Origin of the sequence: Enterobacter sp. PGRG2 (genome assembly GCF_030291195.1) — a bacterium.
Classification (GTDB): domain Bacteria; phylum Pseudomonadota; class Gammaproteobacteria; order Enterobacterales; family Enterobacteriaceae; genus Enterobacter_D.
In genome coordinates, this window is sequence record NZ_CP127837.1 from 189,232 (window position 1) to 214,825 (window position 25,594).

Consider the following 25,594-nt stretch of genomic DNA (forward strand, 5'->3'; position numbering starts at 1 on the left):
TTTAACGCTCGTCGCGACGTCCGCCCACCGCAGCCCACCAGCGGCGCACGTGCACGGTCACTTCTTCGCGATCGTGATACAGCTGACGGGCCTGAATAGTGGCATTGATGCCGTGCTCCGCCAGTTGCTCCTGAATGTACGCCAGGTTGCCGGACACTTCTTCGTAGCGTTTTTTCATCGGCAGCTTGAGGTTGAAAATGGTTTCGCGGCACCAGCCGTTGACCAGCCACTGCACCATCAGAGCGGTGACTTTCGCGGGTTTCTCCACCATATCGCACACCATCCACGTAATGTTATTGCGCGTCGGGCGATAGCGGAAACCATCCTCACGCAGCCAGGTGACCTGCCCGGTATCCATCAGGCTCTGCGCCATCGGGCCGTTATCCACAGAGGCCACCCACATGTTGCGTTTCACCAGCTGATAGGTCCAGCCGCCCGGACAGGCGCCCAGATCCACCGCGTACATGCCGTTTGCCAGGCGCTCGTCCCACTCGTCTGCCGGAATGAAGATATGGAAGGCTTCTTCCAGTTTGAGGGTGGAACGGCTTGGCGCGTCAGACGGAAACTTCAGGCGCGGAATGCCCATGTAAAACGGCGAGTTGTTATTGGTATACGAATAACCGGCATAGCAGCAGCCAGGAGCGATAAAGAACACATGCACCACCGGACGTTTTGCGGTTTCGTAGCTGGTGAGGATTTTCGCCTCGCGCAGCGCCGCACGCAGCGGTACGGTGAACTTGCGGCAGAACTTCATCAGCTCTTTGCTTTCGTTGGTGTCCGCCACTTCAACGCGCAGCTCGCCGCCTTTTTCCACCACGCCCTGCAACATGCCGACAATCGGCGTGATGCGATCGTCAGGCGGCAGATCCTGTAACAGCTCACCGGCGACAAACATCTGACGGGCAAAAATCAGCGAGCTGAACGGCAGATCTTTTGCCACCTTATCCGCGTCATCAGGCTGATAGCATTCGAAAACCACATAGCCTGAGTTTTCTTTCACGCGGGCAAAGCCAAACACCTCAAGGCGTCCGGCTTTATCGGTAATTTCTGCGGCGCACTCTTTCTCAAAACCCGGGCGACACAACAAGACAACTTTATTCATGAACAACGCCCTTACGTTTCAGACGAATAGCACCAATTAACATTAATACCCAGCCCGCGAGGAAGCAGACGCCGCCGACCGGGGTGACGAAGGCCCACAGGCGCAGATGGGAAAGCGCGAGGCAGTATAAGCTCCCGCTGAACAACACCGTACCCAGCGCCAGAAACACGCTGCTCCAGTAAAACCAGATGCTGATGCGACGCTGCATCGCCACGGCGAGGCAGAAAATCGCCAGCGTATGGAAAGCCTGGTATTCAAGACCGGTCTGGATCCAGCCCATCTCTACCGTGCCCAGAGATTTCCCCAGCACGTGCGCGCCGAAGGCGCCCAGCGCAACAAAAACAAAGCCACTAATGGCAGCAAAAATCAGCATAAACCGGCTGGTCATGTCAGTACCCTAAAAAGTCATGCGCGAAATCGCGCGCGTTGAATTATTGCTCGTAACGGAAGCGGAATTTTTCTTGCTCTGATGCCGCTTTTGCCAGGATCCACTGTCGAAAGGCGGCTATTTTACCCAGTTCTGCCTGACTGTCATGACAAACCAGATAAAACGCGTTTTTACTGACCAGTACATCATTAAACGGACAGACCAGTCGGCCTGCCTCAATTTCGGACTGCGCCATCACATTGTTGGCAAGCGCAATACCCTGTCCGTGGATTGCCGCCTGTAGCACCATAGCGCTATGGCTGAAAATCGGTCCCTGCTGCACATTCAAATTAAGACCTAACTGTCGCGTATAAGTTTGCCAGTCGCGGCGGGAAGCATCATGCAATAACGTATGTTTTGCCAGATCCGCAGGCGTTTTCAGGGGCTTATCGCCAGTGAGCAGTAACGGCGAGCAGACCGGCAGCAGATATTCTGCGTATAATTTTTCGACACGCAAGCCCGGCCAGTTGCCGCGCCCATAAAAAATTGCCACATCGACATCATCCGCCAGCTTGTCCACTTCGCGGTCAACCGCCTGGATCCTGACGTCGATTCCCGGATAAGCTGAATTAAAGCTAGTGAGTCTCGGCACCAGCCACTGAATGGCAAAACTGGGCAATAAACTGACGGTCAGCGCCCCTTTAGCACTGCGCGATTGCAGTTTACGGGTGGCGTCGGTGAGCTGGGAAAAAATCTCTTTAATATCCTGAAAATAACTCTGACCTTCTTCTGTTAATAACAGAGAACGGTTGCGACGGCGGAACAACTTCAGCCCAAGGAAATCCTCAAGAGACTTGATTTGATGGCTTACTGCGGCCTGCGTCACAAAAAGCTCATCTGCGGCGCGGGTGAAGCTTAAATGGCGTGCGGCGGCATCAAAAACACGTAATGCATTAAGAGGTGGTAAGCGCTTGGACATGATTATAAGGTTCAGATGTTAATGGAATTTAACAAACAGGAAACAAGGTTTAACCCATTAGTTTTTTTTATCTGAGACATTATAATTTGTCCGTTGAGGAACTACCAGCAAATACCTATAGTGGCGGCACTTCCTGAGCCGGAACGAAGAGTCTTTTTTGGAATGCGTGTTCTGAAGGGCTTTTGGCTTGCGGTTGTGATGTTGTGTTTGCAATTGGTCTGCTATTCAGACCACGGTAGCAACGCTACCCTTTTCACTTCCTGTACATTTACCCTGTCTGTCCATAGTGATTAATGTAGCACCGCAAATTGCGGTGCTTTTTTTTACTCTGAAACGGGCTATTATTTTTCCAGAGCAACCATTTCTTTTACGTCAGTGCGATTGATCTGCTGTTTGTTACCGTTAGCGTCTTTATAAGAGATCATGCCGGTTTGATCGTCGGTTTTCGGCTTACCTTCAGACACAATGGAACGGCCATCGTTGGTGTGCATTACATAGTTCGGACCCGAACAGGCGCTCAGTGCAAAAGTCATCATACATGCGGTAATAATGGCGGCAGTCTTTTTCATGATTCTTCTCCTTTTAGCAATTAATGCTATCTGAATCTTGTTTATTAACAGGGTTCAACGTCCACCCAACACTATTTAGCATAACCTGCTTTCGAAAGTGCGCCAGGATAAACAGAAAAATCTGATGGAGCACAGGCGCTTGTATCAGTTTGCAAATTGCGCGACGATCATCGTCTGACTATGAGGAACGCCATGAACGCATTCAATCCTGCCCATTTTCGTGCCCAATTTCCTGCTCTTGCCGATGCGGGCGTCTATCTGGACAGCGCCGCCACTGCGCTAAAACCACAGGCCGTCATTGACGCCACGCAGCAGTTTTACAGCCTGAGCGCAGGAAACGTGCATCGCAGCCAGCATGCGCAGGCGCAAAAACTGACGGCGCGCTATGAAGCCGCGCGCGACCAGGTTGCCGCCCTGCTTAACGCGCCAGCCGGTAAAAACATCGTCTGGACGCGGGGCACCACCGAGGCGATCAATATGGTCGCCCAGTGCTATGCGCGTCCGCGTTTACAGCCAGGCGATGAGATCATCGTCAGCGAGGCAGAGCATCATGCCAATCTGGTACCCTGGCTGAAGGTGGCGGAGCAAACCGGCGCGCGCGTGGTTAAGCTGCCTGTTGCCGTCGATGGCGTGCCGGACATTGAACAACTTCCCGCGCTGATCACCCCCCGCTGCCGCATTCTGGCCATCGGGCAAATGTCTAACGTCACCGGCGGCTGTCCGGATCTGGCGCGCGCCATAACTCTCGCCCACGCTGCCGGCATGGTGGTGATGGTGGATGGCGCACAGGGCGCGGTGCACTTCCCGGCGGACGTGCAAAAGCTGGACATTGATTTTTATGCTTTTTCCGGCCACAAACTCTATGGCCCGACCGGCATCGGCGCGTTGTACGGCAAAAGCGAATTGCTGGAGGTGATGTCCTCCTGGCTGGGCGGCGGTAAGATGATCACCGAGGTCACCTTTGACGGCTTTAAAACCCAGCCGGTGCCCTGGCGCCTGGAGGCAGGCACGCCGAACGTGGCCGGGGTGATTGGGCTGAGCGCGGCGCTGGAATGGCTGGAAGAAATGGATATGGCGCAGGCCGAAAGCTACAGCCGCGGGCTGGCGACGCTGGCGGAAGACGCGCTGGCAAAACGCCCCGGCTTCCGCTCGTTCCGCTGCCAGGATTCCAGCCTGCTGGCCTTTGATTTCGCCGGGGTGCACCACAGCGATATGGTGACGCTGCTGGCGGAGTACGGCATCGCGCTGCGGGCCGGTCAGCACTGCGCCCAGCCGCTGCTGGCGGCGCTCGGCGTCAGCGGTACACTGCGCGCCTCTTTTGCGCCCTATAATACGAAAAACGATGTCGATGCGCTGGTGAACGCCATCGACCGCGCCCTTGAACTTCTGGTGGATTAATGACTAACCCTGCTTTCGCCGGACACCCGTTCGGCAGCGCCGTAACCGAAGACACACTGCGTCAGATCTTTAACCCGCTGACGCAGTGGGAAGATAAATACCGACAGCTGATCCTGCTCGGTAAACAGTTGCCTGCTCTGTCAGACGATCTTAAAGCCCAGGCGCGGGAAATTCCCGGCTGTGAAAATCGCGTCTGGCTGGGACATACCCTTTCAGGCGAGGGAAAACTGCATTTCTTCGGCGACAGCGAAGGCCGCATTGTGCGGGGACTGCTGGCGGTACTGCTGACGGCGGTGGAGGGGAAAACCGCGTCGACCCTGCTGGCGCAGGATCCACTGGCGCTGTTTGATGAACTGGGATTACGCGGGCAGCTCAGCGCATCGCGCAGTCAGGGGCTGGCGGCGCTGGCCGCCGCCGTACAGGATGCCGCGCGTCAGGCCTGACACGCCGCTTTCGCCATCATTTTTTTCAGCGCATGGGACACCGCCACAAAACCAAAAGTGGCGGTGACCATGGTCGCCGCGCCAAAGCCTGAGGCGCAGTCCATCCGTTTTGGCCCTTCTGCGGTGCTTTTCATCGCGCATACCGAGCCGTCCGCCTGCGGATACACCAGCGCTTCGGTGGAGAACACACAGTCCACGCCGAGCTTACCCTTGCTGTTTTTCACCACGCCGAAATCGCTTTTCAGCCTTTCGCGCAGCTTCGCCGCCAGCGGATCCTGAATGGTTTTCGCCAGATCGCTGACCTGGATCTGCGTCGGATCGATCTGCCCGCCCGCGCCGCCGGTGGTCACCAGCGGGATCTTATTGCGACGGCAGTAAGCGATCAGCGCCGCTTTAGGCCGTACGCTGTCGATGGCGTCGATCACATAGCTGAATCCGGCGCTCATGTACTTCGCCACGTTGTCGGCGGTAACGAAATCGTCCACTACCGTCACCCGGCATTCCGGGTTGATTTGACGAATGCGCTCAGCCATCACTTCGGATTTCGCAAGGCCCACGCTGTCGCGCAGGGCGTGGATCTGCCGGTTGGTGTTGGTGACGCAGACATCATCCATATCAATCAGCGTGATAGCGCCGATGCCGGTGCGCGCCAGCGCTTCCGCCGCCCAGGATCCGACGCCGCCGATCCCCACCACGCAGATATGCGCATCCGCAAAAAGCTGCAACGCGTTTTCGCCATACAGACGCGCTGTGCCACCAAAACGCTGACGCCAGGCGTCGCTGATTACCGCAGACATAAAACCTCAGAAATGGAGTTGATGATCACCCTCCCCTTGCAGGAGAGGGGCAAAATAGTAGCACGATCACCCGCTAAACACGTTACCCGATCCTGCGCCCGGCGCGGTCTTCAGTACCCACACGCGGCCATAATGGTTATACCATCCCGCGCGATGACCGGCGTCTGCGCCAATCCCCTGATAAATATCGAAGTGCTGGCCTTTAATTGCGCCGCCCACATCCAGCGCCACCATCAGACGCAGCTCGTACTGGCCGTTGAATTTGCCGTTGTTATCCAGCAAAGGCACTTCCGCCAGCAGCGTTGTCCCGGCCGGAATAATGCTGCGGTCAGAGGCCACGGATGCGCGGCCAATCAGCGGCACGCCGCTCGCCCCTTTCACCGGCGCGTAAGATTGCGGTTTGAAGAAGACGAAGGACGGATTTTGCTCCAGCAGTTCGCGCACCTGCGCCTCGCTGTGCGTTTCGCCCCAGTGACGGATCGCCTGCATCGACATATCTTCCCGCTTCACTTCGCCGCGATCGATCAGCACTTTACCGATGCTGCGGTAGGCATGGCCGTTTTTGCCGCTGTAGCTGAAGAAGTTGAGCGGGCTGCCGTCGCCGAAATCAATATAGCCACTGCCCTGCACGTCCATAATAAAGTTGTCCATCAGCGAGTTGCTGTAGGCGAGGATATAGTTGTCGCTCAGCGCCCCGGCGTAGATCTCCGCCCGGGACGGCAGCCGTCCGCGTTTTGGCGGCATACGATAAATCGGGTACTGGAATTCGCCCTGACGGGTATGACGCGCCTGCACCACCGGGGTGTAATAGCCGGTGAACTGCACGTTGCCGTAGTTATCCGCACCTTCCATCTGCCAGGCGTCCAGACCGTACTGGCGCATAGTGCGCGTATCGCCGCCCGCGCGCAGCCAGTCCTGTACGGCGTTATAAATGGCGCTCTGCTTGCCGTATAAGCGCGGTGACGCGGTGCGCACCTGGCTTACCTGCTCGGCGTAGTCGCCCCCGTTGATAGGCGCGCCTACGGCGTCTGGCTGATTAACCAGAGAGAAAGGCTGGGTGAATTTCCCGTCTTTATACTGCTGACCGCGATCGGTCGGTTTAGAGGAACAGGCTGCGAGGATCACCACCATCGCGCCAGTGAGAAGGTACTTCGCCCAACGTCCTTTCATTATGTCTCGTCTTCTTACTTAAGCCGAATGCGTGCTCTGAAGATAACAAACCCCTGCCGCTAATGAAATGTGCGAACGGCATCACTGTCCCGAGGAGTATAAAAAATAGCCTTATTGCACTATTTTTATTCAGACGCCCGGTGAAATGCGCCTTTTTTTGGAAAAAAGGTTGCGTCAAAGTGCGAGCGGAGTATAGTGCGCTTCCACGGACGCGGGGTGGAGCAGCCTGGTAGCTCGTCGGGCTCATAACCCGAAGGTCGTCGGTTCAAATCCGGCCCCCGCAACCAATTAAGTGCATTACAGTAAGACGTTTACTCGAATGAAAGAGTAAAAGACGGACGCGGGGTGGAGCAGCCTGGTAGCTCGTCGGGCTCATAACCCGAAGGTCGTCGGTTCAAATCCGGCCCCCGCAACCAATTATGCACAAAGAGAAAGATTACTCGATGGAAGAGTAAAGACGGACGCGGGGTGGAGCAGCCTGGTAGCTCGTCGGGCTCATAACCCGAAGGTCGTCGGTTCAAATCCGGCCCCCGCAACCAACACATTAAACACCCTGACGGGTGTTTTTTTGTTTCTGCGTTCCGTAAAAAAACGACGCGTTATCCGCGCCGTGCCAGTGCCCCGCCCTCTGCAAAGTACGCTTTGATCCCTGCCAGAATCGACTCCGCCACTTCCTGCTGGAACTTCGCGGTCTTCAGCTTGCGCTCTTCTTCGATATTACTGATAAACGCCGTTTCGACGAGGATCGACGGAATATCCGGCGCTTTCAGTACAGCGAAGCCTGCCTGATCCACGCGGTTTTTGTGCAGTTTGTTGATACCGCCAAGACGCTTTAACACCTCTTTGCCAAACTTCAGGCTGTCGTTAATCGTCAGCGACTGCACCATATCAAACAGGGTGTGATCGAGATAGCGGTCCCCGCTTTTGCTGACGCCACCCACCAGGTCAGCGGCGTTCTGCGTCTCGGCGAGGTATTTGGCGGCGGTACTGGTTGCGCCTTTGGTGGACAGCGCAAACACCGATGAACCGCGCGCCGCCCGGCTGGTAAAGGCATCCGCATGGATGGAGACAAAAAGATCCGCCCGCTGCTTCTGCGCTTTCGCCACCCGCACCTTCAGCGGGATAAACACATCTTCGTTACGCGTCATATAGGCTTTCATGTTGCCTTCGCGATCGATGAGCGCACGCAGACGGCGGGCGATTTGCAGCACCACATCTTTTTCCCGGGTTTTGTATTTGCCAATCGCGCCGGGATCTTCCCCGCCGTGCCCCGGATCCAGCATGATCACAATCGGGCGATCGCGCCCCGCTTTACCCGGCTTCGGCCCGCTCTGCGCAGGCGGCACCTGCCGGTCCAGCTCACCTTTATTGTAATCTTCCAGCAGGGCCAACAGCGGATCCTGTTCGTTTTGTCCGTTCACCGGGTAGAGATCCATCACCAGACGCTCTTTAAATTCTGCCACCGGCGCCAGCGAGAACAGATGCGGCGTCACATTCTGCTTCAGCTCAAACACCATACGCACGGTTTTCGGATCGAACTGCCCGACGCGCGCAGATTTGATAAAGGGATCGTCATCGCGGATCTGCATGCCCACGCCTTTGAGGACCGAGTTCAGGTTGACGCCTTCAATATCCACAACCAGACGTTCAGGATTACTCAGGGCGAACTGGCGATATTTTAATAACCGGTTCGATTCCACGGTCACGCGCGTGTAGGTGGATGCAGGCCAGACGCGCACGGCGATAACCTGGCTTACCGCAGCCAGTCCCACCTGGCTTACGCTGAGCAACCACATCGCGCCTGCCCCTTGCAGTAAACGGCGGCGGCTGATAATTGAATTGGATCCTGACATGCCTCTCCCGAGCAAAGTAAATCTAATAAGCTATCTATACGTCCAAATTGACCGAAAACTTTAACGAATGACGCATAAACTGTCATCAACAAAAGGGTAAACATAGCATTCGTAACTTAATTCTCGTGGCAATGAAAATGGAGCCGCGGCAAATTTAGGCTTGCGCCCGCCGCCATAAAAGAATAAAAATACACAAAATCCGAATAATCATGCAGTGAGGGTTGTGCCGTGGTGAAGGAGCGTAGAACCGAACTGGTCGAGGGATTCCGCCATTCAGTTCCCTATATTAATGCCCATCGGGGGAAAACCTTTGTCATCATGCTGGGCGGCGAAGCCATTGAGCATGAGAACTTTTCCAGTATCGTCAATGACATTGGCTTGCTGCACAGCCTCGGCATTCGCCTGGTGGTGGTGTATGGCGCGCGCCCGCAAATTGACGCGAACCTTGCCGCGCATCATCACGAGCCGGTTTATCACAAACATACCCGCGTGACCGACGCCAAAACGCTGGAGCTGGTTAAACAGGCGGCAGGTCAGTTGCAGCTGGATATTACCGCCCGGCTGTCGATGAGCCTCAACAACACGCCGCTTCAGGGCGCGCATATCAACGTGGTGAGCGGCAACTTTATTATCTCCCAGCCGCTGGGCGTGGATGATGGCGTGGACTACTGCCACAGCGGCCGTATCCGTCGTATCGACGAGGAAGCCATTCACCGCCAGTTGGACAGCGGCGCCATTGTGCTGATGGGGCCGGTGGCAGTATCGGTAACGGGTGAAAGCTTCAACCTGACGTCAGAAGAGATCGCCACCCAGCTGGCGATTAAGCTGAAGGCGGAGAAAATGATCGGCTTCTGCTCCTCTCAGGGGGTGATCAACGACGATGGCAATATCGTCTCAGAGCTGTTCCCCAACGATGCCCAGGCGCGTGTTGAGGAGCTGGAAGCGCGTCAGGATTACCAGTCGGGTACGGTGCGCTTTCTGCGCGGGGCGGTCAAAGCCTGCCGCAGCGGTGTGCGCCGCAGTCACCTGATCAGCTATCAGGAAGATGGCGCGCTGTTGCAGGAGCTGTTCTCCCGCGACGGTATCGGCACGCAGATCGTAATGGAGAGCGCCGAGCAGATCCGTCGTGCGACCATCAACGACATCGGCGGTATTCTGGAGCTGATCCGCCCGCTGGAGCAGCAGGGTATTCTGGTTCGCCGCTCGCGTGAGCAACTGGAGATGGAGATCGACAAATTCACTATTATCCAGCGCGATAACCTGACCATCGCCTGCGCGGCGCTCTATCCGTTCCCGGAAGAAAAAATCGGTGAAATGGCCTGCGTGGCGGTGCACCCGGACTACCGCAGCTCGTCCCGCGGTGAGGTATTGCTGGAGCGTGTGGCTTTACAGGCCCGGCAGATGGGACTCAGCAAACTCTTCGTGTTAACCACGCGCAGTATTCACTGGTTCCAGGAGCGCGGCTTTACGCCGGTGGATATTGATTCCCTGCCGGAGAGCAAAAAAGAGATGTACAACTATCAGCGCCGTTCAAAAGTGCTGATGGCGGATCTCGGCTGATTAACGCCCCCGCAGCGGGCGGGGGCGCTTTCACAGTGAAAAGATGTCGCTTAATCCGCTGCGCCGCTCGGTGCGGGTGGCAATCGCCTGCGCCAGAATACGGTCATCGGCATACAGCGACAGCCTGCGCCGCGCACGGGTGATGGCGGTATACACCAGCTCGCGGGTCACCACCGGCACAATCTGCCCCGGCAAAATCAGCGCCGCATGGTCAAACTCCGACCCCTGGGATTTATGTACCGTCATCGCCCAGGCGGTATCGTGATCCGGTAAACGGCTCGGCTGCACAGACTTGATGGTGCCGTCCGGCAGCGGGAACCAGACGCGCGTCCCCTGCCCGCGATCCAGCGCCACGCCGATATCGCCGTTATACAGCCCCAGCGCGCTGTCGTTGCGGGCAATCATCACCGGACGCCCTTCGTACCAGCGGGAGTGGGCATGACGCACCAGCCAGCGTTTCTGCGCCAGTCGTTGCTCAAGGCGCTCGTTTAAACCGCCGACGCCAAAGGGCCCGTCGCGCAGCGCGCACAGCAACTGAAACTCGCTGAACGCCGCCAGCACGTCTTCCGGCGGCGCGCCGTCGCGTACCAGTTGTAAATAACGCGCATAACCTGCCAGCGCATCATCGATCATGGTCTGATAATCATCGCCGGTCTGTAGGGTGCTTTTGCCGATGTCGGTAAAGCCCTGGCTGAAGACCGCGCGCATGGCGGGCTTATCGCCCCGGTTTACCGCGGCCGCCAGCTGGCCGATACCGGAATCGCTGCCGAAGCGGTAACTGGTTTGCAGCAGGCAGAGGCTGTCACGCAGCGCCTCTGCGCCCTGTTGTTCGCCGCAGGGCACCTGCATGCCTGTGAGACGCGACAGCTCTTCAGCACGCTGTGGGCTGTAACCAGCGTTCACCCAGGCGCAGATATCCCCCAGCACCGCACCGGCTTCCACCGACGCCAGCTGATCGCGATCGCCAAGGAAAATCACCCGCCCGTGCGGCGGCAGCGCGTCGATAAGCCGCGACATCATCGGCAGGTCGATCATGGAGGCTTCATCCACCACCAGCACGTCCAGATGCAGCGGGTTGCCCGCATGGTAGCGCAGGCGCTGACTGCCCGGCTGCGCCCCCAGCAAGCGGTGCAGCGTACTGGCCTCATCCGGCAGACGTTTCTTTTGCTCATCGCTTAACGGCAGCTGGCGCAGCGCCGCGCCGAGCGATTCGGTCAGTCGCGCGGCGGCTTTGCCGGTAGGCGCCGCCAGCCGGATACGGCATTTGTCGCCGTTGGCGGTCTGCACCAGCGCCGCCAGCAGTTTAGCGACGGTGGTGGTTTTACCCGTGCCCGGCCCGCCGGAGATCACCGAGATCCGTCTTGTCAGCGCCACGGCGGCGGCGATTTTCTGCCAGTTGATGCCGTCGGTTGCCGGAAAGAGTTCATCCAGCGATCGTTTAATTTCATCTTCATTCACCGGCAGCGGCTGGTTGGCCTCGCAGAAAAAGCGCGCCACCGTCAGCTCATTGCACCACATCCGGTTGAGATACAACCGCTCACCGGTCAGCACCATGGGCGTCGGCTCATCTCCTGCGCTCACCGCAGGCGAAGCAAGCAGCATTGCGCGCCAGTCATCCGGTACGCCCGCTTCTTCCAGCAAGGGCAACAGCTGCGGATACAGGCGATTGAACTCGGCGACGGACAGGCGCGACAGCGGCAGGCAGACGTGCCCCTCCCCCGCATCGCGGCTTAACAACGCCGCCACCAGCATCACGGCGGGTTCATCGTCACGGGCGACGGTCAGCGCAAACTGCACATCCAGCGGACGCAGCGCTTTTTGCGCCACGGCCTCTAATAATAAATTCTGCATATTCATTCTCTGTTCTCCTGCATCTCACCGGCGAACAGCGCGTCCATCTGGCTAATCAGTTGCACATCCGGGCGGGTGGCAAAAATCCCCTGGCCTGGCGCGTCGCGATCCACGCCGCGCAGGAACAGATAAATCACGCCGCCGAAGTGCTGCTCGTAATCATATCCGGCGATGCGGTGTCGTAAATAACGGTGCAGCGCCAGGGTGTAGAGCTGGTATTGCAGATCATAACGGTGCGCCTGCATGGCCTGCGCCATCGCCGCCTGGGTATAGGCTTCGCTACTTTCCCCGAGCCAGTTCGATTTGTAATCGAGCAGGTAATAGCGCCCGTTATGACGGAAAACAAGGTCGATAAAGCCTTTCAGCATGCCGCGTACATCGCGGAAATCGAGCGGCGGGCAGTCGGCGGACAGCGGATCGTAACGGCGGATCAGCGCATCAAGCGCCGGTGCGGTCAGGGTCGCGCTGATCGGCAAATAAAACTCCATCTCCACCTGCTTTTCGCGGGCCGGTAGCTGGCTTAACGAGATGCCTGGCCCGCTGAGCGGCACCTGTAAGATCGCGTTGATCCACTCGCTCAGTACCGGCTGCCAGTGCTCGTCAAACCCGCCCAGCTCAAGCTTTTCCGCCACCCATTCCGGCGCGACCGGCTGAGTGAAATCGAGATCTTCAAACAGGCTGTGCAGGAAGGTACCGGGCGACGCGCCGCGCGGAAACTGGTGCGGCGTCAGCGCCGGGGTTTCCTGCGCATCCCGTTCGCCTGCGGCATCGAGATCGAAGCGCGGCAGCAGATCCTGCGCCATGCTGTGCCCACGCTGTTGCAGGCCGGAATAGCTGGTGACGCGCCAGTCATCACGCACCAGGCGCTCAATGTCGCGCGCGCGCAGCAACGGCGGCACCTCGCTGTTGAACTGCCAGCGGCGGTTATCCGGCACGCCGGGAATGTGCAGCGCGATGTTGTCACTCTCCAGGCTTTGCAGGCAGGCCCGCAGCCCGGCGGCGTCGCGCGGCTCGCCCTGCTGGATCAGGCGTCCACAGGCGCTGTGATGAAAATCGCTGTCGCCGGCTTTCTCACCGCGTCGGCGAAACAGCGGCGCAATTCCCAGGCTGCAATGCCACACCGAACGCGTCAGCGCCACGTACAGCAAACGTAAATCTTCCGCCAGACGTTCAGCTTCGGCGAGCGCCACGCTCTCCTCGGCATCACTCAGGTCAAGCACCGCCTCAAAGGACGTGCGATCGTGATAGAAAGCCTGGTCCTGCGCGCGGTAGTTGGCGATAAAGGGCAGCCAGACCAGCGGATATTCCAGACCTTTGGATTTGTGAATGGTGACGATTTTCACCAGATGTTTGTCGCTTTCCAGCCGCAGTTGCTGGCTGGAGGCGTTACTGTCCGGCTCGGCGATATGCTGCGCCAGCCAGCGCACCAGCGCATGTTCGCTCTCGGCATGCGCGCCTGCTTCCTGTAGCAGTTCGCTGATGTGCAGAATATCCGTCAGCCGACGTTCGCCGCCGGAGGTCGCCAGCAGATTTTCCGCAATATTGCGGTGCTTCATCAGCGCGCGCAGCATCGGCATCACGCCGCGCTTTTGCCACAGCTGACGATAACCATCAAATTCCTCTACCACCTCATCCCACGCCTGCTCATCAAGATTAAGCGCTTCGATGTGCTGGGCGTTCAGACCCAGCATGGAGGTGGCCAGGGCGCTGCGCAGCGTGCTTTCCCGCTCCGGGGCCAGCACCGCCTGTAACAGCCAGAGCAGCTCCTGCGCTTCAGGGGTTTCAAATACGCTGTCGCGGTTGGAGAGATAAACGGACGGGATGGCCAGCAGCGTCAGCGCATCACGGATCAGCGCCGCTTCGTGGCGGCTGCGCACCAGCACGGTGATATCCGAGGCTTTCACCGCGCGGCTGACTTTGCCATCGTGCAGCACGGCGCTGCCCTGCTGTCCGGCAATCAGCCAGTCGCGGATTTGCGCGGCGCAGTGCTGCGCCATAAAGGTCTGGTAATCCCCGACGCTGACGCCGTCGCCGTCCATCAGCCACAGGCTCATGGCAGGCTGCATCTGACCGTTAAACTCAAAGCGTAACGCGCTGTTTTTCGGCGCGGATTTCACCGGCAGGAAGGGGATCTCGCGAAACATAAAAGCGTTATCCATGCGGCTGAACAGCGTATTGACGCTGGCCACCATACCCGGTGCCGAGCGCCAGTTGGTATCCAGCGTGTAGTGGGCGCTGACTTCGCTGCGCGCTTTCATGTAGGTGAAAATATCCGCGCCGCGGAACGCGTAGATCGCCTGTTTCGGATCGCCAATTAACAGCAGCGCGGTATCGGGCTGTTGTCGCCAGATACGGCGGAAAATACGGTACTGCTGCGGATCGGTGTCCTGGAATTCGTCGATCATCGCCACCGGAAAACGCTGGCGGATCGCCGCGGCCAGCGCGTCGCCGTTATCGCTGTGCAGGGCGCTGTCGAGACGGCTGAGCATGTCGTCAAAACCCAGCGCGCCGCGACGTCGTTTTTCCCGCGCCACGGCTTCGCGGATCTCTTTCATCGCCTTGACCAGCACCAGATCGCTTAACGTCAGCGGACGGGCCAGAAAGGTTTCAATTGCGACAAACAGCGGATGCTCCGGCACCACGCCATCCGGTTTGGTGCGTGACGCCAGGAAGGATTGCGAGAACTTTTCCAGCGCGTCGGGCAGCAGATAGCTGCGCGTTTCTTCCTGCGCCCAGGCGGTGATCTTCTCGATCCACTTACCCTGGTTGCCACGGTTGAACTTACGCCGGTCGATGCCGGATGGCTCGATCACCGCGTCAATTTCATTGCAGGCCGTCAGCCACTGGGCTTTCATGTCGTTAATTTGCGTGATGATCTGCTGATGCCGCTCCGCCAGGGTTTCGTTTTCCGGCGGCGGCGATTTGATCACCGGCGCTTCACCCTGCAAATAGCGGTTGATGGATTTCAGCAGATCCAGCGGTCCCTGCCAGGAGGCGTGGATCACCTGGGCGATATCACGCGGCAGCGGATAACAGTGGCGACGCCAGAAGTCTGCGCACGCCTGCGCGCGCAGCAGGGATTCGTCTTCAATCAGCTGTTGCTCAAACAGCATGCCGGACTCAAAGGCGTTAAGGCTCAGCATGCGCTGGCAGAAGCCGTGAATAGTAAACACGGCCGCCTCGTCCATTTGCCGTTCGGCAAGCAGCAGCCAGCTGGCGGCCTGTTGCCGGTCGGGGATTTCGTCCAGCAGGCTGGCATACAGCGGATTATCAGAAGAACCGCGCAGGCAGGCGATGCGCAGTTCATGGATATTGCTGCGGATACGTCCGCGCAGCTCTTCCGTCGCCGCCTCGGTGAAGGTCACCACCAGCAACTCTTCCACGCTCAGCAGGCGCGGGAATGCCGCCGGACCGCCAAGGCCCAACAGTAGCCGCAAATAGAGCGCGGCAATGGTGAAGGTTTTTCCCGTCCCCGCCGACGCTTCAATCAGGCGCTCGCCTGTCAGCGGCAAGCGCAGTGGATCAAGGGTCTGGGCGGGTTCGGTCATTCTTTCTCACTTAACAGGGGCATAGTTTGCTGCAACTTGCTGACGTTATCCCACACTTTCCAGCCTTCAGGACGTACATACTCAGCCTTGCCGTTCTGGCTGCCGGAAACCTGGGAGAGGATCGCCATACCGTGCGGTTCAACCACCGCCTGGTGGAAGAAATCCGCCAGCTTTTGCGGCGTCAGCAGTTTAATCTGGGTCACTACTTTATCACGTGAATCGAAGCGCATATTACCGCGATCGAAATCTTTGCTGATCTGCGAGGCTTCTTCACCTAACGTCTGAGGGGCCTGCTCCATTTGCGCAATCACCCCCTGCTGGATCTGGGCAAATTCTTCCGGCTTCATCGCCCGCAGTCGGGCTTCCGCCGTCGGGAAGAAGGCTTTATAACGCGCCCACAAATACGCTGGCTGGCGATCGCTGCTTTGTAACAGGAAGCCCATACCCCATTGCCGTCCGACGCTGAAGGGGAAGGCAAAAACCGCATAGCCGAGTTGCTCCTCGGTGCGCAACTGGTTGTAGAACCATGGCTGGATAATTTGGCCAAGCATGGCGCTGTAGGCGGAGCTACTGAACTCATCGTAACCCGGCGGCACGAACACCGCGGCCAGCGCGGAATCAGTGCTGCTGCCCGCTTTTTCAAAGATGACCGACTGCTTTTTATCTACCAGCACATCCCGGTTACGACACCATTCATTACCCTGCGTCCCCAGTTGCGTCTGTACGTTGTGCGCTAAGGCTTTCGCCTCGCTTTCCGCCATGTTGCCGACCACCAGAAATTCCGGACGGGCGTTGGTTTTCAGCGCGTTACGGTAGGCCACCACGTCCTGCAGACTAATAGAGGGCAGCAGTTCGCGGCGCACTTCCCGCTGGAAATAGGGCACCTGAGAGAGCATTTGCGGAGGCAAAATAGCCTGATCGTAGGCTTTGCCTTTGTCGGCTGAATCCATCATCTGCGCATACCAGGATTTGGCCTGCGCCAGCTGCTCTTCGGTTGGCTCATAGCTGAAGTAGCCTTTCAGCAACGCCTCAAACAGCTGCGGCAGCCGCTGGGTATAACCATTGGCGTTAAGCATTAAGCCGTTATTGGCGTTAGTCGAAAAGCTAATGCCGCCCACTGCCGCCTGATTGCTGAGCTGATCCAGCGCGATCCCCGCCAGATAGTCGTTCAGGGCAAACAGCACCTGGTTTCTGGCGCTGTCCATCGCCTGTGGATTACGCAGCACCACGCTGACATCAGCTTTGGGCTCCTGCGGGAAATAGCGGCTCGGCATGTACACCACCCGCAGCGCTGGCTCATCCACGATAAGTTCCGGATGTTCAAAGGTTTTACCCGGTTTCAGCAGGGTGAAATCGTCCGGAATATAGGGGTTCAGCTCCGGCAATTTCAGCGGGATGGCGGCGGATTTTTGCTGCCAGTCGCTAAAGGTCTGCGCGCTGATTTTATCCACCTGATAAGGCGCATTCACAAAATAGGCGGTTTTATTATGCGGCTCATCCGGGCTGATATACCAGACGCGGGCGTTTTGCGGCGTCATCATGTCAAGGCGGTCTTTCAGCGCCTGGGGATCGTACTGGTCAGCAATATTCACCGCATCCAGGGTATGTTCCACCGGCACGCGGATCATGGTATCCGCCAGCCATTCGACATAGCTCATATCACGGGTGATGGACGGATAGCGGAAATCGAGATCCAGAACGTGCGCCAGTTCATCAAAATAACGCTTATCCACGCCCTGTTCGCGCAGCAGTTTCAGATAGCTAAAAATTGCCGCCACCACTTCATCGCGATGGGCAAGGCCTTTGTCGGTCAGCGTGGCGGAAATCGCCAGCACGCCGCTGTTGCCATTGACCACCGGATCGGAGTCAGCGCGGATCCCTTCCACCAGCCCCTGCTGTTGCAGCCAGTCAGAGAGGGTTCCCGGGCTGCGGTTGCCGATGAGATAGGTCACCAGCTCATCGGTTTTACTGCGAAACTGCGGCGTGTTATTGTCGATACGGAATTCCACGCGCAGCACTTTACGCGGGATGGCGGGCACATAGTGAATAATCAGGCCCTTTTGCGCATCCGTCACCACCGGCACCGTCACTTCCGGCGGGGTGATATTTTTGTTCGGTACGCGTCCATAGGTTTGCGCGGCGATTTTCGCCAGCTCAGGCAGCGGACGGTTGCTGTACACCACGGCCTTCATCAGGTTAGCGGAGTAGTATTTATCGCGGAAAGCCAGCAGAGCGTCATGCACCGGGCTGCCGGGTTTATCGCTCAGCGTCTCAAGATTGCCGCCCGAAAAACGCGCGCCGGGGTGGGCCGGGTTGATGGTTTCGGCGCTGACCTGCGCCATGCGCATACCGTCGCGGGCGCGGGCCATGGTCAGCTCGGCATTCACCGCATTGCGTTCACGTTCGGCATACTTCTTGTCTAACAGCGGCGCGGCGATGGCGTCCGCGAGGCGATCAACGGCCCCTTCCAGCGCGTTATTTTCCACTTCCAGATAATAAGCAGTTCGGTAAGGCGCGGTACTGGCGTTATGGCTGCCGCCGTGCGACTTCAGAAACTCGGCGAGGCTGTCCGGCTGCGGGTATTTTTTCGACCCCATCAGCGTCATATGTTCAAGATAGTGCGCAAGGCCTGGATGAGTATCGGGATCCTGTAAGGATCCCACCGGCACCACCAGCGCGGAGAGGGATTTGACTGCCTGCGGATCCGAGACCAGCAGCACGACCATGCCATTATCAAGGCGGATCGCCTGATACTGACGGGTGTCTTTATCGCTTTTACGAATAGTTTCCTGAACGGGTTGCCAGCCGGTGTCTGCCTGACTTAACGGTGCCCAGAGGGCGGCAAAAATGATTAATGCTTTAAACCAGGTGCTGCTCGGCATTCACAAACCTCATCATTAACAAACGCTGTACTGGCCCTGCCAGCGACTCATTTTTATCAGGACTGACTGAAACGATAGAGCGGCAATAAATAGCGCTCCGCCTGGGCGGTGATGGCATCAAAGTGTTCCGGTTCAAGGGTGCGCCACAGACGCTGATACCACACATCGTCCCCTTCGCCGCTCACCACCATGTTGCCTTCGTAAGCCTGAAGAAACTTCGCGCGCGCTTTCGCCAGCGTCGCGTCGTCCTTTAACATGGCATCATTTTGCGCGTCGTAACAGGCTTTTATCCATGCCCCGCCGCTTTCTGGTAGTAAAAGTAAGGGCTGCGACATCCCCTCGCGATACCCGGCGATAAGCTGTTCAAGGTAGTGATGCGCCTGATCCGCTTCAAGCGGCGGGAAGCGCCATTCGCCGTCTTTGCGTACGAACAGACGGCTTTCCCCGGTGCCGCCGCTCGCACAGTAGACAAGGTGTTCCAGCCAAAGTTGCAGCCCCTGAGATACGCTGAGCAGGGAGGGTCGCCAGCGCAGCAGCCCGTCGGCCTGCACCTGCTGTAGCCAGCCGGTGAGCTGCACGCCGCCGCAGTGAAGGTCGATCTCCATGCTTTCACAAGGCAGGCGGCATTCGTTAATGCGATCCGCCAGCGCCTGCATCTCCTGCTGCTGCGTTTCCCAGACAATTTCGCCGAATGCACCGTAGGGGAGTTCTCCTGCGGCACGATAGCGGCGGAACAGCTTTTCGGCGTCTTCCTGCTCCACCAGCGTATTCAACAGCGTCTGATTAAGCTGATAGCGGTTCAGTCCGTCCAGAATAAAGGGTTCGGCGTCGGGGATGTCGCTGGCTTCCGGGCGGAAGTTCACCTGTAAGCGCATCTGGAAAAAGGCCCGCACCGGGTGCGTCCAGAAGCGCTGTAACTGCTCAAACGCCAGCGTCTCTATAGGCTGCGCGGGCAGCGGCTGAATAAAGGTTTCGTGGGCAACGCCCTGCTGGCTGGCGGCAGGCAGCCACTCATGGGCGAAGCTCTGTACTTCATCGCTGACAAAGTTTTCCGCATCGAATGGCATACGGGTGTGCAGATGATTCAGATGCTGGATCACCCTTGCTGCGCTGTCATCGCAGGTGAGCGATGCATCTCCCGGCAGATAGTGGCTCTGAGCGATGTAATCCACCAGTTCCTGCACCAGTACGGACGGAAAGCGTTCGCTGTTATCCTGAATCGAGCGTCCGATGTAGCTGATATAGAGTTTTTGCTGGGCGGAAATCAGCGCCTCAAGGAAGAGGTAGCGGTCATCGTCACGGCGGCTGCGGTCGCCGCGCATTGGCTTCTGGCTCATCAGGTCAAATCCCAGCGGCGCCAGCGTGCGCGGGTATACGCCGTCGTTCATGCCCAGCAGGCAGACCACTTTAAAGGGAATAGAGCGCATTGGCATCAGGGTGCAGATATTTACCGGCCCGGCCAGAAAACGCTGGCTGATACGCTCCTGGTTCAGGCGCTGCGTCAGCTCGTCCCGCAGCAACGTCAGCGGTACCGACTCGTTATATGCAGCTCCTACGCCGTGGGCGATCATCGCCTGCCACTGCTGTTCAATCAGCGCCAGCGCCGCTTCGGTGTCGGCATCGGGCAGGAAAAAGTCATTAAGCATATCCCGGCATACCGGCAGCCACTCGACCAGCGGACGCGCCTGTGACAGGCCTTTGCGCCACAGATTGAGCTTCATCAGCAGCGAAGCCAGATGCCCCACCAGTTCGGCGATAAGCCCGCTGGATTCATCATAAGGCAGCACCGAGCGCCACTCCCCGTGGCGACTCTCCATCGCATAGCCCAGCAGCATACGCATCAGGCCAAACTGCCAGGTATGCTGACCGGTAGGCGGCAGTTCCAGCTCGCGCACGTTATCGTCATCCATGCCCCAGCGTACGCCGGATTCGTTGACCCACTGACGCAGATAACGCAGCCCTTCTTCATCAATATCGAAACGCGCGGCAAGTACAGGCACGTCAAGCAGCGCCAGCACGTCTTCTGACTGGAAACGGCTGTCCGGCAGCGACAGCAGGCTGAGAAACGCCTGTAACGCCGGATGCGCCTGCCCTGCCCGACGGTCGGAAATGGCATAGGGTACAAAACGCGCCCCGGTGGCGCTGCCGAAGACCGCCTGAATAAAGGGGCTGTAGCTGTCGATATCCGACACCATCACGATGATGTCGCGCGGCGTCAGTTCCGGATCGTCCTGCATCATGGCCAGCAGGCGGTCGTGCAACACTTCCACTTCCCGCTGCGGGCTGTGGCAGACGTGCACCGTCACGCTGCGATCGGCGGGATCGAGCAGGCGTTTCGCATCGCTGCGCGCATACTCCTCGGCGGTGACGCCAGCGACCACGCTGTTTTTCAGCTCCAGAATGTCCGACTGCAAATTATTGAGCAGCGTGCCAGGGGTGACGTCCACAAAGGCGTCCAGTTCGTCATAGCGATCTAGTCCCGCCAGCAGATAGATATAGTCGCGTCCCAGCTTGCCCCAGGAGGCCAGCAGCGGGTTACCCACGTCCTGCTCGCCTTCATCATTAAACAGGCTTTCCACCTCCAGCCCTTCCTGGAACAGCGGCGTTTCCTGCGCTTCGCGATGATGTTTGCGGCGGCGGGTGATGAGTTTCGCCAGAAACGCCGGATCTTTAATATCGCCCCAGTAGTAACGGCACGGGTTGGTGAACAGCAGGTGCACGTCTACGTGCTTGCCCAGCGCCTGTAAGGCCTGTAAATAGACCGGCGGCAGCGCGGAGATGCCGCAGATAAAGACGCGGGACGGCAGCCCCGGCGGACATTCACTGGCGTTCTCCAGCGTCTGGATAAACCGCTGATAGAGATTGGCACGGTGCCAGTGCGGCTGTCCGAGCGCCGCGGTATGCTCAACCAGCATGCGCCACAGCGGCGCCTGCCAGATCTGCGCTTCACCTAAGCCGTCCACCCATTCGCCGGCTTCCCAGCGGGTCAGCCATTCCGGGCGGTACACCAGATACTGATCGTAGAGATCCGCAATGCGCGAGGCGAGCTGGAAGAGTTTGCGCTTGTCGTCATCGTCGTGCAGATAATTCCCGAGCATGGCGAAGGCTTCCTGCTCCAGCATGTCGGGCAGCAGGGCCATCAGCTTCCAGCTCATACTCTGCTTATTAAACGCGCTCTCTTTAGGAATGTCCGGCAGCACACGCACGAACATATCCCAGATAAAACTCGCGGGCAGCGGGAAGTCGATATTGGCGGCAATACCGAATTTTTGCGACAGCGTCATCTGGAGCCATTGCGCCATGCCGGTGCTTTGCACCAGCACCATTTCCGCTTCAAAGGGATCGTCGAGGCGTTCGCGCTCAACGATAAACTCCATCAGTGCTTCAAGCACATCCAGACGATTGGAGTGATAAACCCTTAACATACATGCTCCTGACTACTGACTGATTGGGCAATATAGCCGCGACATCTGACCCTGCCGACCCACGGGAGAGGTGATTGTTACGCTGATGCTGACACATCCCGCCGTGCTTGTCTGCATTCGCTTCACCTGCCAGCCTGCTGGCGGAGCAACAGGATACCACTGTATATGCTGCCAGGCATTACGCCATACCTCCCGGTAAAGGCTATCGTGCATAAAACCGCTCATTAATGCACGCTGCGTTCCCGCCAGCGCGGTGATGATCATCACCAGGAGTACCATCGCCAGCAGCACTTCAGGCAGGCTGAATCCCGTCTGATTTTTCAGGGAAGCTGACATAACGCCTCCCCGGTGAACGGGCAAAAATCACTCCAGCCATGACGGGAAAATGTCACGAGATCGTTTTCCACCGCGCCCAGACGCCACAGCGTATGACCGCCGCTCGCGGCTATCAGCAGCAGCGTCTGGTCGTCAAAAATTCGCAGACAGGCGCGCCAGTCACGGGCATGCGCCTGCCGACACTGCACCGCAGGCCGGGATTGCCATGGCTGTACCCTTCCCCACTCCATGGCGGACTGCGCCTCCGCCATCGTGCGCAGCGCCCGGCTTTCGCTGACCACCCGCAGATGATGCGTTTGCTGGCGCTGGTTTAGTCCGCTCAGCATCACACTTCCCAGCAGCATGATGAGCAGTACCAGCCCCAGCGACGACATCCCACGCTGGCGCTTCACAGGTTGTAACCCGTTACGCTGTGGCGGGCGGTGATGCGCTCGTCCGGATGGCCGGTCACGCTGGCCGCAAGGGTAAGCGTGAGCTGGCTGTGAAAACCTTCAGGCCGCACGTGCGTCACGCTGAACTGCTCTACGGTGATCGTCTCAGGCTCGGTCATTTTATCCCAGCCCTTATCCTGACAGGATGTCGCCCCGCGCCGGGTTTCCAGCGCGCCGTCGTGCAGGCGAAATCCGGTCTGATCCGGCTCTTTTGCAGGCGCGCGATCCCACACGCCGTTGCTGTTGCCGTCCCACTGCACAATGATGCAGGACGCCTGCGGGTTTATCACCAGCGGTTGGCCGCTGCACAGGCCATGGCAATAACCGGCCCGCTGCACATGTTTTGCCATGGTATAGAGCCGCTGCCAGATTTCATCTTCCAGCGCCTGCTGGCGGGTCTGGGCGAGCATCGCCCTCTGTAAGGCCGGCAGAAAGCGGGCCGCGCCAAGCAGTAGCACGCTGCCGATTGTCATCGCGATCAACACCTCCGGCAAGGTAAAGCCGCGATGGGTCAGATGCATGGCGTGGCCGCCACAGGTTGACACATTCTTATTCGTCCTCCGTTTGAAACGATAATTCGCCATTCGCCCGCCGGATTGCGCAGCACGATATGCCCGGGCCAGGCGGTATTACGCAGACCAAAAAAACGCAGCGACGGCGTGATGTCAGCCAGCGCCACGCCCGCGGACAACGGCCGCAGCGCAAACGCATTATCAGCCGCGCAGCCTGCCTGCTCATTCACCGAACTTAACAGGCACCAGCCGCCCTCCATTGTGCTGGCGCTGATAAGGTGGTCGCGGTTCTGCCAGTTGGCATCGTCGCGCAGCAGCTCCAGGTAAACACGCACCTGCCAGGCGGTTTGCCACAGCTGCTGGTGCAGGCGGAAACTCTGCCAGCCGTACAGACCTGCGCCGCTCAGAGTGATGACCAGCGCCACGGCGACCAGGATTTCGATCAGGGTGAAGCCTTGTTGTTTTTTCATGGCGGCAGTGTGCCGAGGACGTGCAGAGAGAGCGAACGGAAAAGCGTGGTTTTGCGGGGCGTTACGAGAGGTTTAAATGCCGTTGCAGGCCTTTGCATTTTTTCCGGAAGACGCCCCGGAAAACGGAACGGCGGATAAAAAAAACCGGCGCGCTAAGGCACCGGTTATGTCACGCTTTGCGCATCAGATAGCGACAGGTGCTTTGATGGCGGGATGCGGATCGTAGCCTTCGATTTCAAAATCCTCGAAGCGGTAGTCAAACAGCGAAGCGGGCTTACGCTTGATAATCAGCTTAGGCAACGCGCGCGGCTCACGGCTCAGCTGCAGGTGCGTCTGCTCCATGTGGTTGCTGTACAGATGGGTGTCGCCGCCGGTCCAGACGAAGTCGCCCACTTCCAGATCGCACTGCTGCGCCACCATGTGCACCAGCAGCGCGTAGCTGGCGATGTTGAACGGCAGACCCAGGAACACATCGCAGGAGCGCTGATAAAGCTGGCAGGAAAGTTTGCCGTCAGCCACGTAGAACTGGAAAAACGCATGGCAAGGCGCCAGCGCCATTTTGTCCAGTTCACCCACGTTCCAGGCGGAAACGATAATACGGCGCGAATCCGGATCGTTCTTTAACTGCTCAAGCACGTTCGAGATCTGATCGATATGGCGGCCATCCGGCGTCGGCCAGGCGCGCCATTGTTTGCCGTATACCGGACCCAGATCGCCCTGCTCATCCGCCCATTCATCCCAGATGGAGACGTTGTTTTCATGCAGGTAGGCAACGTTGGTGTCGCCCTGCAGGAACCATAACAGCTCATGGATGATTGAGCGCAGATGACAACGTTTGGTGGTCACCAGCGGGAAGCCGTCGCGCAGGTTAAAGCGCATCTGATGGCCAAAAATAGACAGCGTGCCGGTACCGGTACGATCGTTTTTTTGGGTGCCCTCATCGAGCACCTTTTGCATCAGGTCTAAATACTGTTTCATGGTTCCTCAGGAAACGTGTAGCTGCGGGCGACGGCGGTACGCCCAGATCATCATCAGAACGCCGGCGACAATCATCGGGATGGAGAGAATTTGCCCCATGCTGATGTACTGCACCCATTCGCCGGTAAACTGCGCATCCGGCTGGCGGAAGAATTCAACAATGATGCGGAACGCGCCATAACCAATCAGGAACAATCCGGAGACGGCACCCATCGGGCGCGGTTTGCGAATAAACAGGTTGAGAATGATGAACAGTACAATGCCTTCCAGCACCAGTTCATAGAGCTGGGACGGATGTCGCGGCAGGACGCCGTAAGTATCAAAAATAGACTGCCATTCCGGGTGCGCCGGCAGCAGCGCCATATCTTCGCTGCGGGAGGCGGGGAACAGCATGGCGAACGGGAAGCCCGGATCGACACGGCCCCAGAGTTCACCGTTGATAAAGTTACCCAGACGGCCTGCGCCCAGCCCGAACGGGATCAGCGGCGCGATGAAATCCGCAACCTGGAAGAAATGACGTTTGGTGCGACGGGCAAAAATGACCATTACCAGAATAACGCCGATCAGACCGCCGTGGAACGACATGCCGCCGTCCCAGACGCGGAACAGGTACAGCGGATCGCTCATGAATACCGGGAAGTTATAGAACAGCACGTAGCCGATACGCCCGCCAAGGAACACGCCGAGGAATCCTGCGTACAGCAGGTTTTCGACTTCGTTTTTCGTCCAGCCGCTGCCGGGACGATTAGCGCGGCGCGTCGCCAGCCACATCGCAAAGATGAAGCCGACCAGATACATCATGCCGTACCAGTGCAGGGCAAGCGGCCCTATGGAGAAAATCACCGGATCGATGTCCGGAAAACGCAGATAACCACTGTTCATCTGTCACCACAACTTGTTGTTATTCCGCCGAAAGTGGTCAG

20 protein-coding genes and 3 tRNA genes are annotated in these 25,594 nt (G+C 58.2%); 6 read left to right on the forward strand and 17 right to left on the reverse strand.

The genetic code is table 11. From position 1 onward, the window contains the following. Position 1 precedes the first annotated feature (1 nt). The 4 genes from rlmM to QRD42_RS00755 all read right to left on the reverse strand — a co-directional run bounded on the left by rlmM (position 2) and on the right by QRD42_RS00755 (position 3,017). Entirely contained in the window at positions 2-1,102 is a 1,101-nt protein-coding gene (gene rlmM / locus QRD42_RS00740; protein WP_072569939.1) for a 23S rRNA (cytidine(2498)-2'-O)-methyltransferase RlmM, read from the reverse strand. Next, the gene (locus tag QRD42_RS00745) at positions 1,095-1,490 is read right to left on the reverse strand and encodes a DUF423 domain-containing protein (protein WP_072569938.1); all 396 of its coding nucleotides are present in this window, start codon (positions 1,488-1,490) and stop codon (positions 1,095-1,097) included. The genes rlmM and QRD42_RS00745 overlap by 8 nt, the downstream gene beginning before the upstream one ends. Positions 1,491-1,533: 43 nt before the next feature. Beyond that, positions 1,534-2,448 (reverse strand): glycine cleavage system transcriptional regulator GcvA, encoded by a 915-nt coding sequence (gcvA, locus tag QRD42_RS00750; RefSeq protein WP_072569937.1) that lies wholly within the window; start codon positions 2,446-2,448, stop codon positions 1,534-1,536. A gap of 341 nt (positions 2,449-2,789) precedes the next feature. After that, positions 2,790-3,017 carry a YgdI/YgdR family lipoprotein gene (locus QRD42_RS00755; RefSeq protein ID WP_072569936.1) on the reverse strand — a complete coding sequence of 76 codons (228 nt, stop codon included), beginning with the start codon at positions 3,015-3,017 and terminating at the stop codon, positions 2,790-2,792. 192 nt (positions 3,018-3,209) lie between these two features. Here QRD42_RS00755 and csdA point away from each other — a divergent pair, with 192 nt between their 5' ends. Together csdA and csdE are read left to right on the forward strand one after the other, a co-directional pair. Beyond that, positions 3,210-4,415 carry a cysteine desulfurase CsdA gene (gene csdA, locus QRD42_RS00760; protein ID WP_321987973.1) on the forward strand — a complete coding sequence of 402 codons (1,206 nt, stop codon included), beginning with the start codon at positions 3,210-3,212 and terminating at the stop codon, positions 4,413-4,415. After that, positions 4,415-4,858: a cysteine desulfurase sulfur acceptor subunit CsdE gene (gene csdE / locus QRD42_RS00765; RefSeq protein ID WP_321987974.1), complete on the forward strand. Its 444-nt coding sequence runs from the start codon at positions 4,415-4,417 to the stop codon at positions 4,856-4,858. The genes csdA and csdE overlap by 1 nt, the downstream gene beginning before the upstream one ends. Here the strand turns inward: csdE and tcdA are convergent. Both tcdA and mltA read right to left on the reverse strand, forming a co-directional pair. After that, complete coding sequence (gene tcdA, locus QRD42_RS00770; RefSeq protein ID WP_321987975.1) at positions 4,849-5,655, reverse strand: tRNA cyclic N6-threonylcarbamoyladenosine(37) synthase TcdA; 807 nt, start codon at positions 5,653-5,655, stop codon at positions 4,849-4,851. The two genes, csdE and tcdA, sit on opposite strands and share 10 nt — an antisense overlap. A gap of 66 nt (positions 5,656-5,721) precedes the next feature. Beyond that, on the reverse strand, positions 5,722-6,825 hold the full coding sequence (gene mltA / locus QRD42_RS00775) for a murein transglycosylase A (RefSeq protein ID WP_321987976.1): 1,104 nt from the start codon (positions 6,823-6,825) through the stop codon (positions 5,722-5,724). Between the two features lie 210 nt (positions 6,826-7,035). Here mltA and QRD42_RS00780 point away from each other — a divergent pair. From QRD42_RS00780 to QRD42_RS00790, 3 genes are all read left to right on the forward strand, one after another. Beyond that, a tRNA-Met gene (locus QRD42_RS00780) sits at positions 7,036-7,112 on the forward strand. Positions 7,113-7,164: 52 nt separating this feature from the next. Beyond that, positions 7,165-7,241 (forward strand) — tRNA-Met (locus QRD42_RS00785). Positions 7,242-7,287: 46 nt separating this feature from the next. After that, positions 7,288-7,364, forward strand: a tRNA-Met gene (locus QRD42_RS00790). 60 nt (positions 7,365-7,424) lie between these two features. Here QRD42_RS00790 and amiC read toward each other — a convergent pair. Next, positions 7,425-8,678 (reverse strand): N-acetylmuramoyl-L-alanine amidase AmiC, encoded by a 1,254-nt coding sequence (gene amiC, locus QRD42_RS00795; protein WP_318363826.1) that lies wholly within the window; start codon positions 8,676-8,678, stop codon positions 7,425-7,427. A gap of 228 nt (positions 8,679-8,906) precedes the next feature. Between amiC and argA the strand changes: the two genes are divergently transcribed. Further along, complete coding sequence (gene argA, locus QRD42_RS00800; RefSeq protein WP_072569930.1) at positions 8,907-10,238, forward strand: amino-acid N-acetyltransferase; 1,332 nt, start codon at positions 8,907-8,909, stop codon at positions 10,236-10,238. A 30-nt stretch (positions 10,239-10,268) separates the two neighbouring features. Here the strand turns inward: argA and recD are convergent, their stop codons facing one another. The 10 genes from recD to lgt form a co-directional block, all read right to left on the reverse strand. Next, positions 10,269-12,095 (reverse strand): exodeoxyribonuclease V subunit alpha, encoded by a 1,827-nt coding sequence (gene recD / locus QRD42_RS00805; RefSeq protein WP_321987977.1) that lies wholly within the window; start codon positions 12,093-12,095, stop codon positions 10,269-10,271. Next, positions 12,092-15,637, reverse strand: coding sequence for an exodeoxyribonuclease V subunit beta (gene recB / locus QRD42_RS00810; protein WP_318376365.1), 3,546 nt, complete (start codon positions 15,635-15,637; stop codon positions 12,092-12,094). Before recB ends, recD begins: the two co-directional genes overlap by 4 nt. Continuing rightward, complete coding sequence (ptrA, locus tag QRD42_RS00815) at positions 15,634-18,519, reverse strand: pitrilysin (RefSeq protein WP_321987978.1); 2,886 nt, start codon at positions 18,517-18,519, stop codon at positions 15,634-15,636. The genes recB and ptrA overlap by 4 nt, the downstream gene beginning before the upstream one ends. 56 nt (positions 18,520-18,575) lie before the next feature. After that, positions 18,576-21,944, reverse strand: a complete 3,369-nt coding sequence (gene recC, locus QRD42_RS00820; RefSeq protein WP_321987979.1) for an exodeoxyribonuclease V subunit gamma — start codon at positions 21,942-21,944, stop codon at positions 18,576-18,578. 12 nt (positions 21,945-21,956) lie between these two features. Beyond that, positions 21,957-22,280 carry a prepilin-type N-terminal cleavage/methylation domain-containing protein gene (locus QRD42_RS00825; protein WP_318374060.1) on the reverse strand — a complete coding sequence of 108 codons (324 nt, stop codon included), beginning with the start codon at positions 22,278-22,280 and terminating at the stop codon, positions 21,957-21,959. Next, complete coding sequence (locus QRD42_RS00830) at positions 22,265-22,672, reverse strand: DUF2509 family protein (RefSeq protein ID WP_321987980.1); 408 nt, start codon at positions 22,670-22,672, stop codon at positions 22,265-22,267. The genes QRD42_RS00825 and QRD42_RS00830 overlap by 16 nt, the downstream gene beginning before the upstream one ends. Further along, entirely contained in the window at positions 22,669-23,232 is a 564-nt protein-coding gene (locus QRD42_RS00835) for a prepilin peptidase-dependent protein (protein ID WP_321987981.1), read from the reverse strand. Before QRD42_RS00835 ends, QRD42_RS00830 begins: the two co-directional genes overlap by 4 nt. Continuing rightward, the gene (locus QRD42_RS00840) at positions 23,223-23,693 is read right to left on the reverse strand and encodes a prepilin peptidase-dependent protein (protein WP_321987982.1); all 471 of its coding nucleotides are present in this window, start codon (positions 23,691-23,693) and stop codon (positions 23,223-23,225) included. Before QRD42_RS00840 ends, QRD42_RS00835 begins: the two co-directional genes overlap by 10 nt. Positions 23,694-23,876: 183 nt before the next feature. Further along, positions 23,877-24,671: a thymidylate synthase gene (thyA, locus tag QRD42_RS00845; RefSeq protein WP_072569921.1), complete on the reverse strand. Its 795-nt coding sequence runs from the start codon at positions 24,669-24,671 to the stop codon at positions 23,877-23,879. 6 nt (positions 24,672-24,677) lie between these two features. Next, positions 24,678-25,553, reverse strand: a complete 876-nt coding sequence (gene lgt, locus QRD42_RS00850; protein ID WP_072569920.1) for a prolipoprotein diacylglyceryl transferase — start codon at positions 25,551-25,553, stop codon at positions 24,678-24,680. Between the last annotated feature and the right edge of the window lie 41 nt (positions 25,554-25,594).

Coding starts and splice junctions, on each gene's coding strand:
- mltA (WP_321987976.1), bottom strand. CDS start 6,825: ATGAAAGGACGTTGGGCGAAGTACCTTCTCACTGGCGCGATGGTGGTG.
- ptrA (WP_321987978.1), bottom strand. CDS start 18,519: ATGCCGAGCAGCACCTGGTTTAAAGCATTAATCATTTTTGCCGCCCTC.
- lgt (WP_072569920.1), bottom strand. CDS start 25,553: ATGAACAGTGGTTATCTGCGTTTTCCGGACATCGATCCGGTGATTTTC.
- recD (WP_321987977.1), bottom strand. CDS start 12,095: ATGAATATGCAGAATTTATTATTAGAGGCCGTGGCGCAAAAAGCGCTG.
- QRD42_RS00825 (WP_318374060.1), bottom strand. CDS start 22,280: ATGTCAGCTTCCCTGAAAAATCAGACGGGATTCAGCCTGCCTGAAGTG.
- QRD42_RS00835 (WP_321987981.1), bottom strand. CDS start 23,232: ATGCATCTGACCCATCGCGGCTTTACCTTGCCGGAGGTGTTGATCGCG.
- thyA (WP_072569921.1), bottom strand. CDS start 24,671: ATGAAACAGTATTTAGACCTGATGCAAAAGGTGCTCGATGAGGGCACC.
- QRD42_RS00755 (WP_072569936.1), bottom strand. CDS start 3,017: ATGAAAAAGACTGCCGCCATTATTACCGCATGTATGATGACTTTTGCA.
- csdA (WP_321987973.1), top strand. CDS start 3,210: ATGAACGCATTCAATCCTGCCCATTTTCGTGCCCAATTTCCTGCTCTT.
- gcvA (WP_072569937.1), bottom strand. CDS start 2,448: ATGTCCAAGCGCTTACCACCTCTTAATGCATTACGTGTTTTTGATGCC.
- rlmM (WP_072569939.1), bottom strand. CDS start 1,102: ATGAATAAAGTTGTCTTGTTGTGTCGCCCGGGTTTTGAGAAAGAGTGC.
- csdE (WP_321987974.1), top strand. CDS start 4,415: ATGACTAACCCTGCTTTCGCCGGACACCCGTTCGGCAGCGCCGTAACC.
- tcdA (WP_321987975.1), bottom strand. CDS start 5,655: ATGTCTGCGGTAATCAGCGACGCCTGGCGTCAGCGTTTTGGTGGCACA.
- QRD42_RS00745 (WP_072569938.1), bottom strand. CDS start 1,490: ATGACCAGCCGGTTTATGCTGATTTTTGCTGCCATTAGTGGCTTTGTT.
- recC (WP_321987979.1), bottom strand. CDS start 21,944: ATGTTAAGGGTTTATCACTCCAATCGTCTGGATGTGCTTGAAGCACTG.
- recB (WP_318376365.1), bottom strand. CDS start 15,637: ATGACCGAACCCGCCCAGACCCTTGATCCACTGCGCTTGCCGCTGACA.
- amiC (WP_318363826.1), bottom strand. CDS start 8,678: ATGTCAGGATCCAATTCAATTATCAGCCGCCGCCGTTTACTGCAAGGG.
- QRD42_RS00840 (WP_321987982.1), bottom strand. CDS start 23,693: ATGAAAAAACAACAAGGCTTCACCCTGATCGAAATCCTGGTCGCCGTG.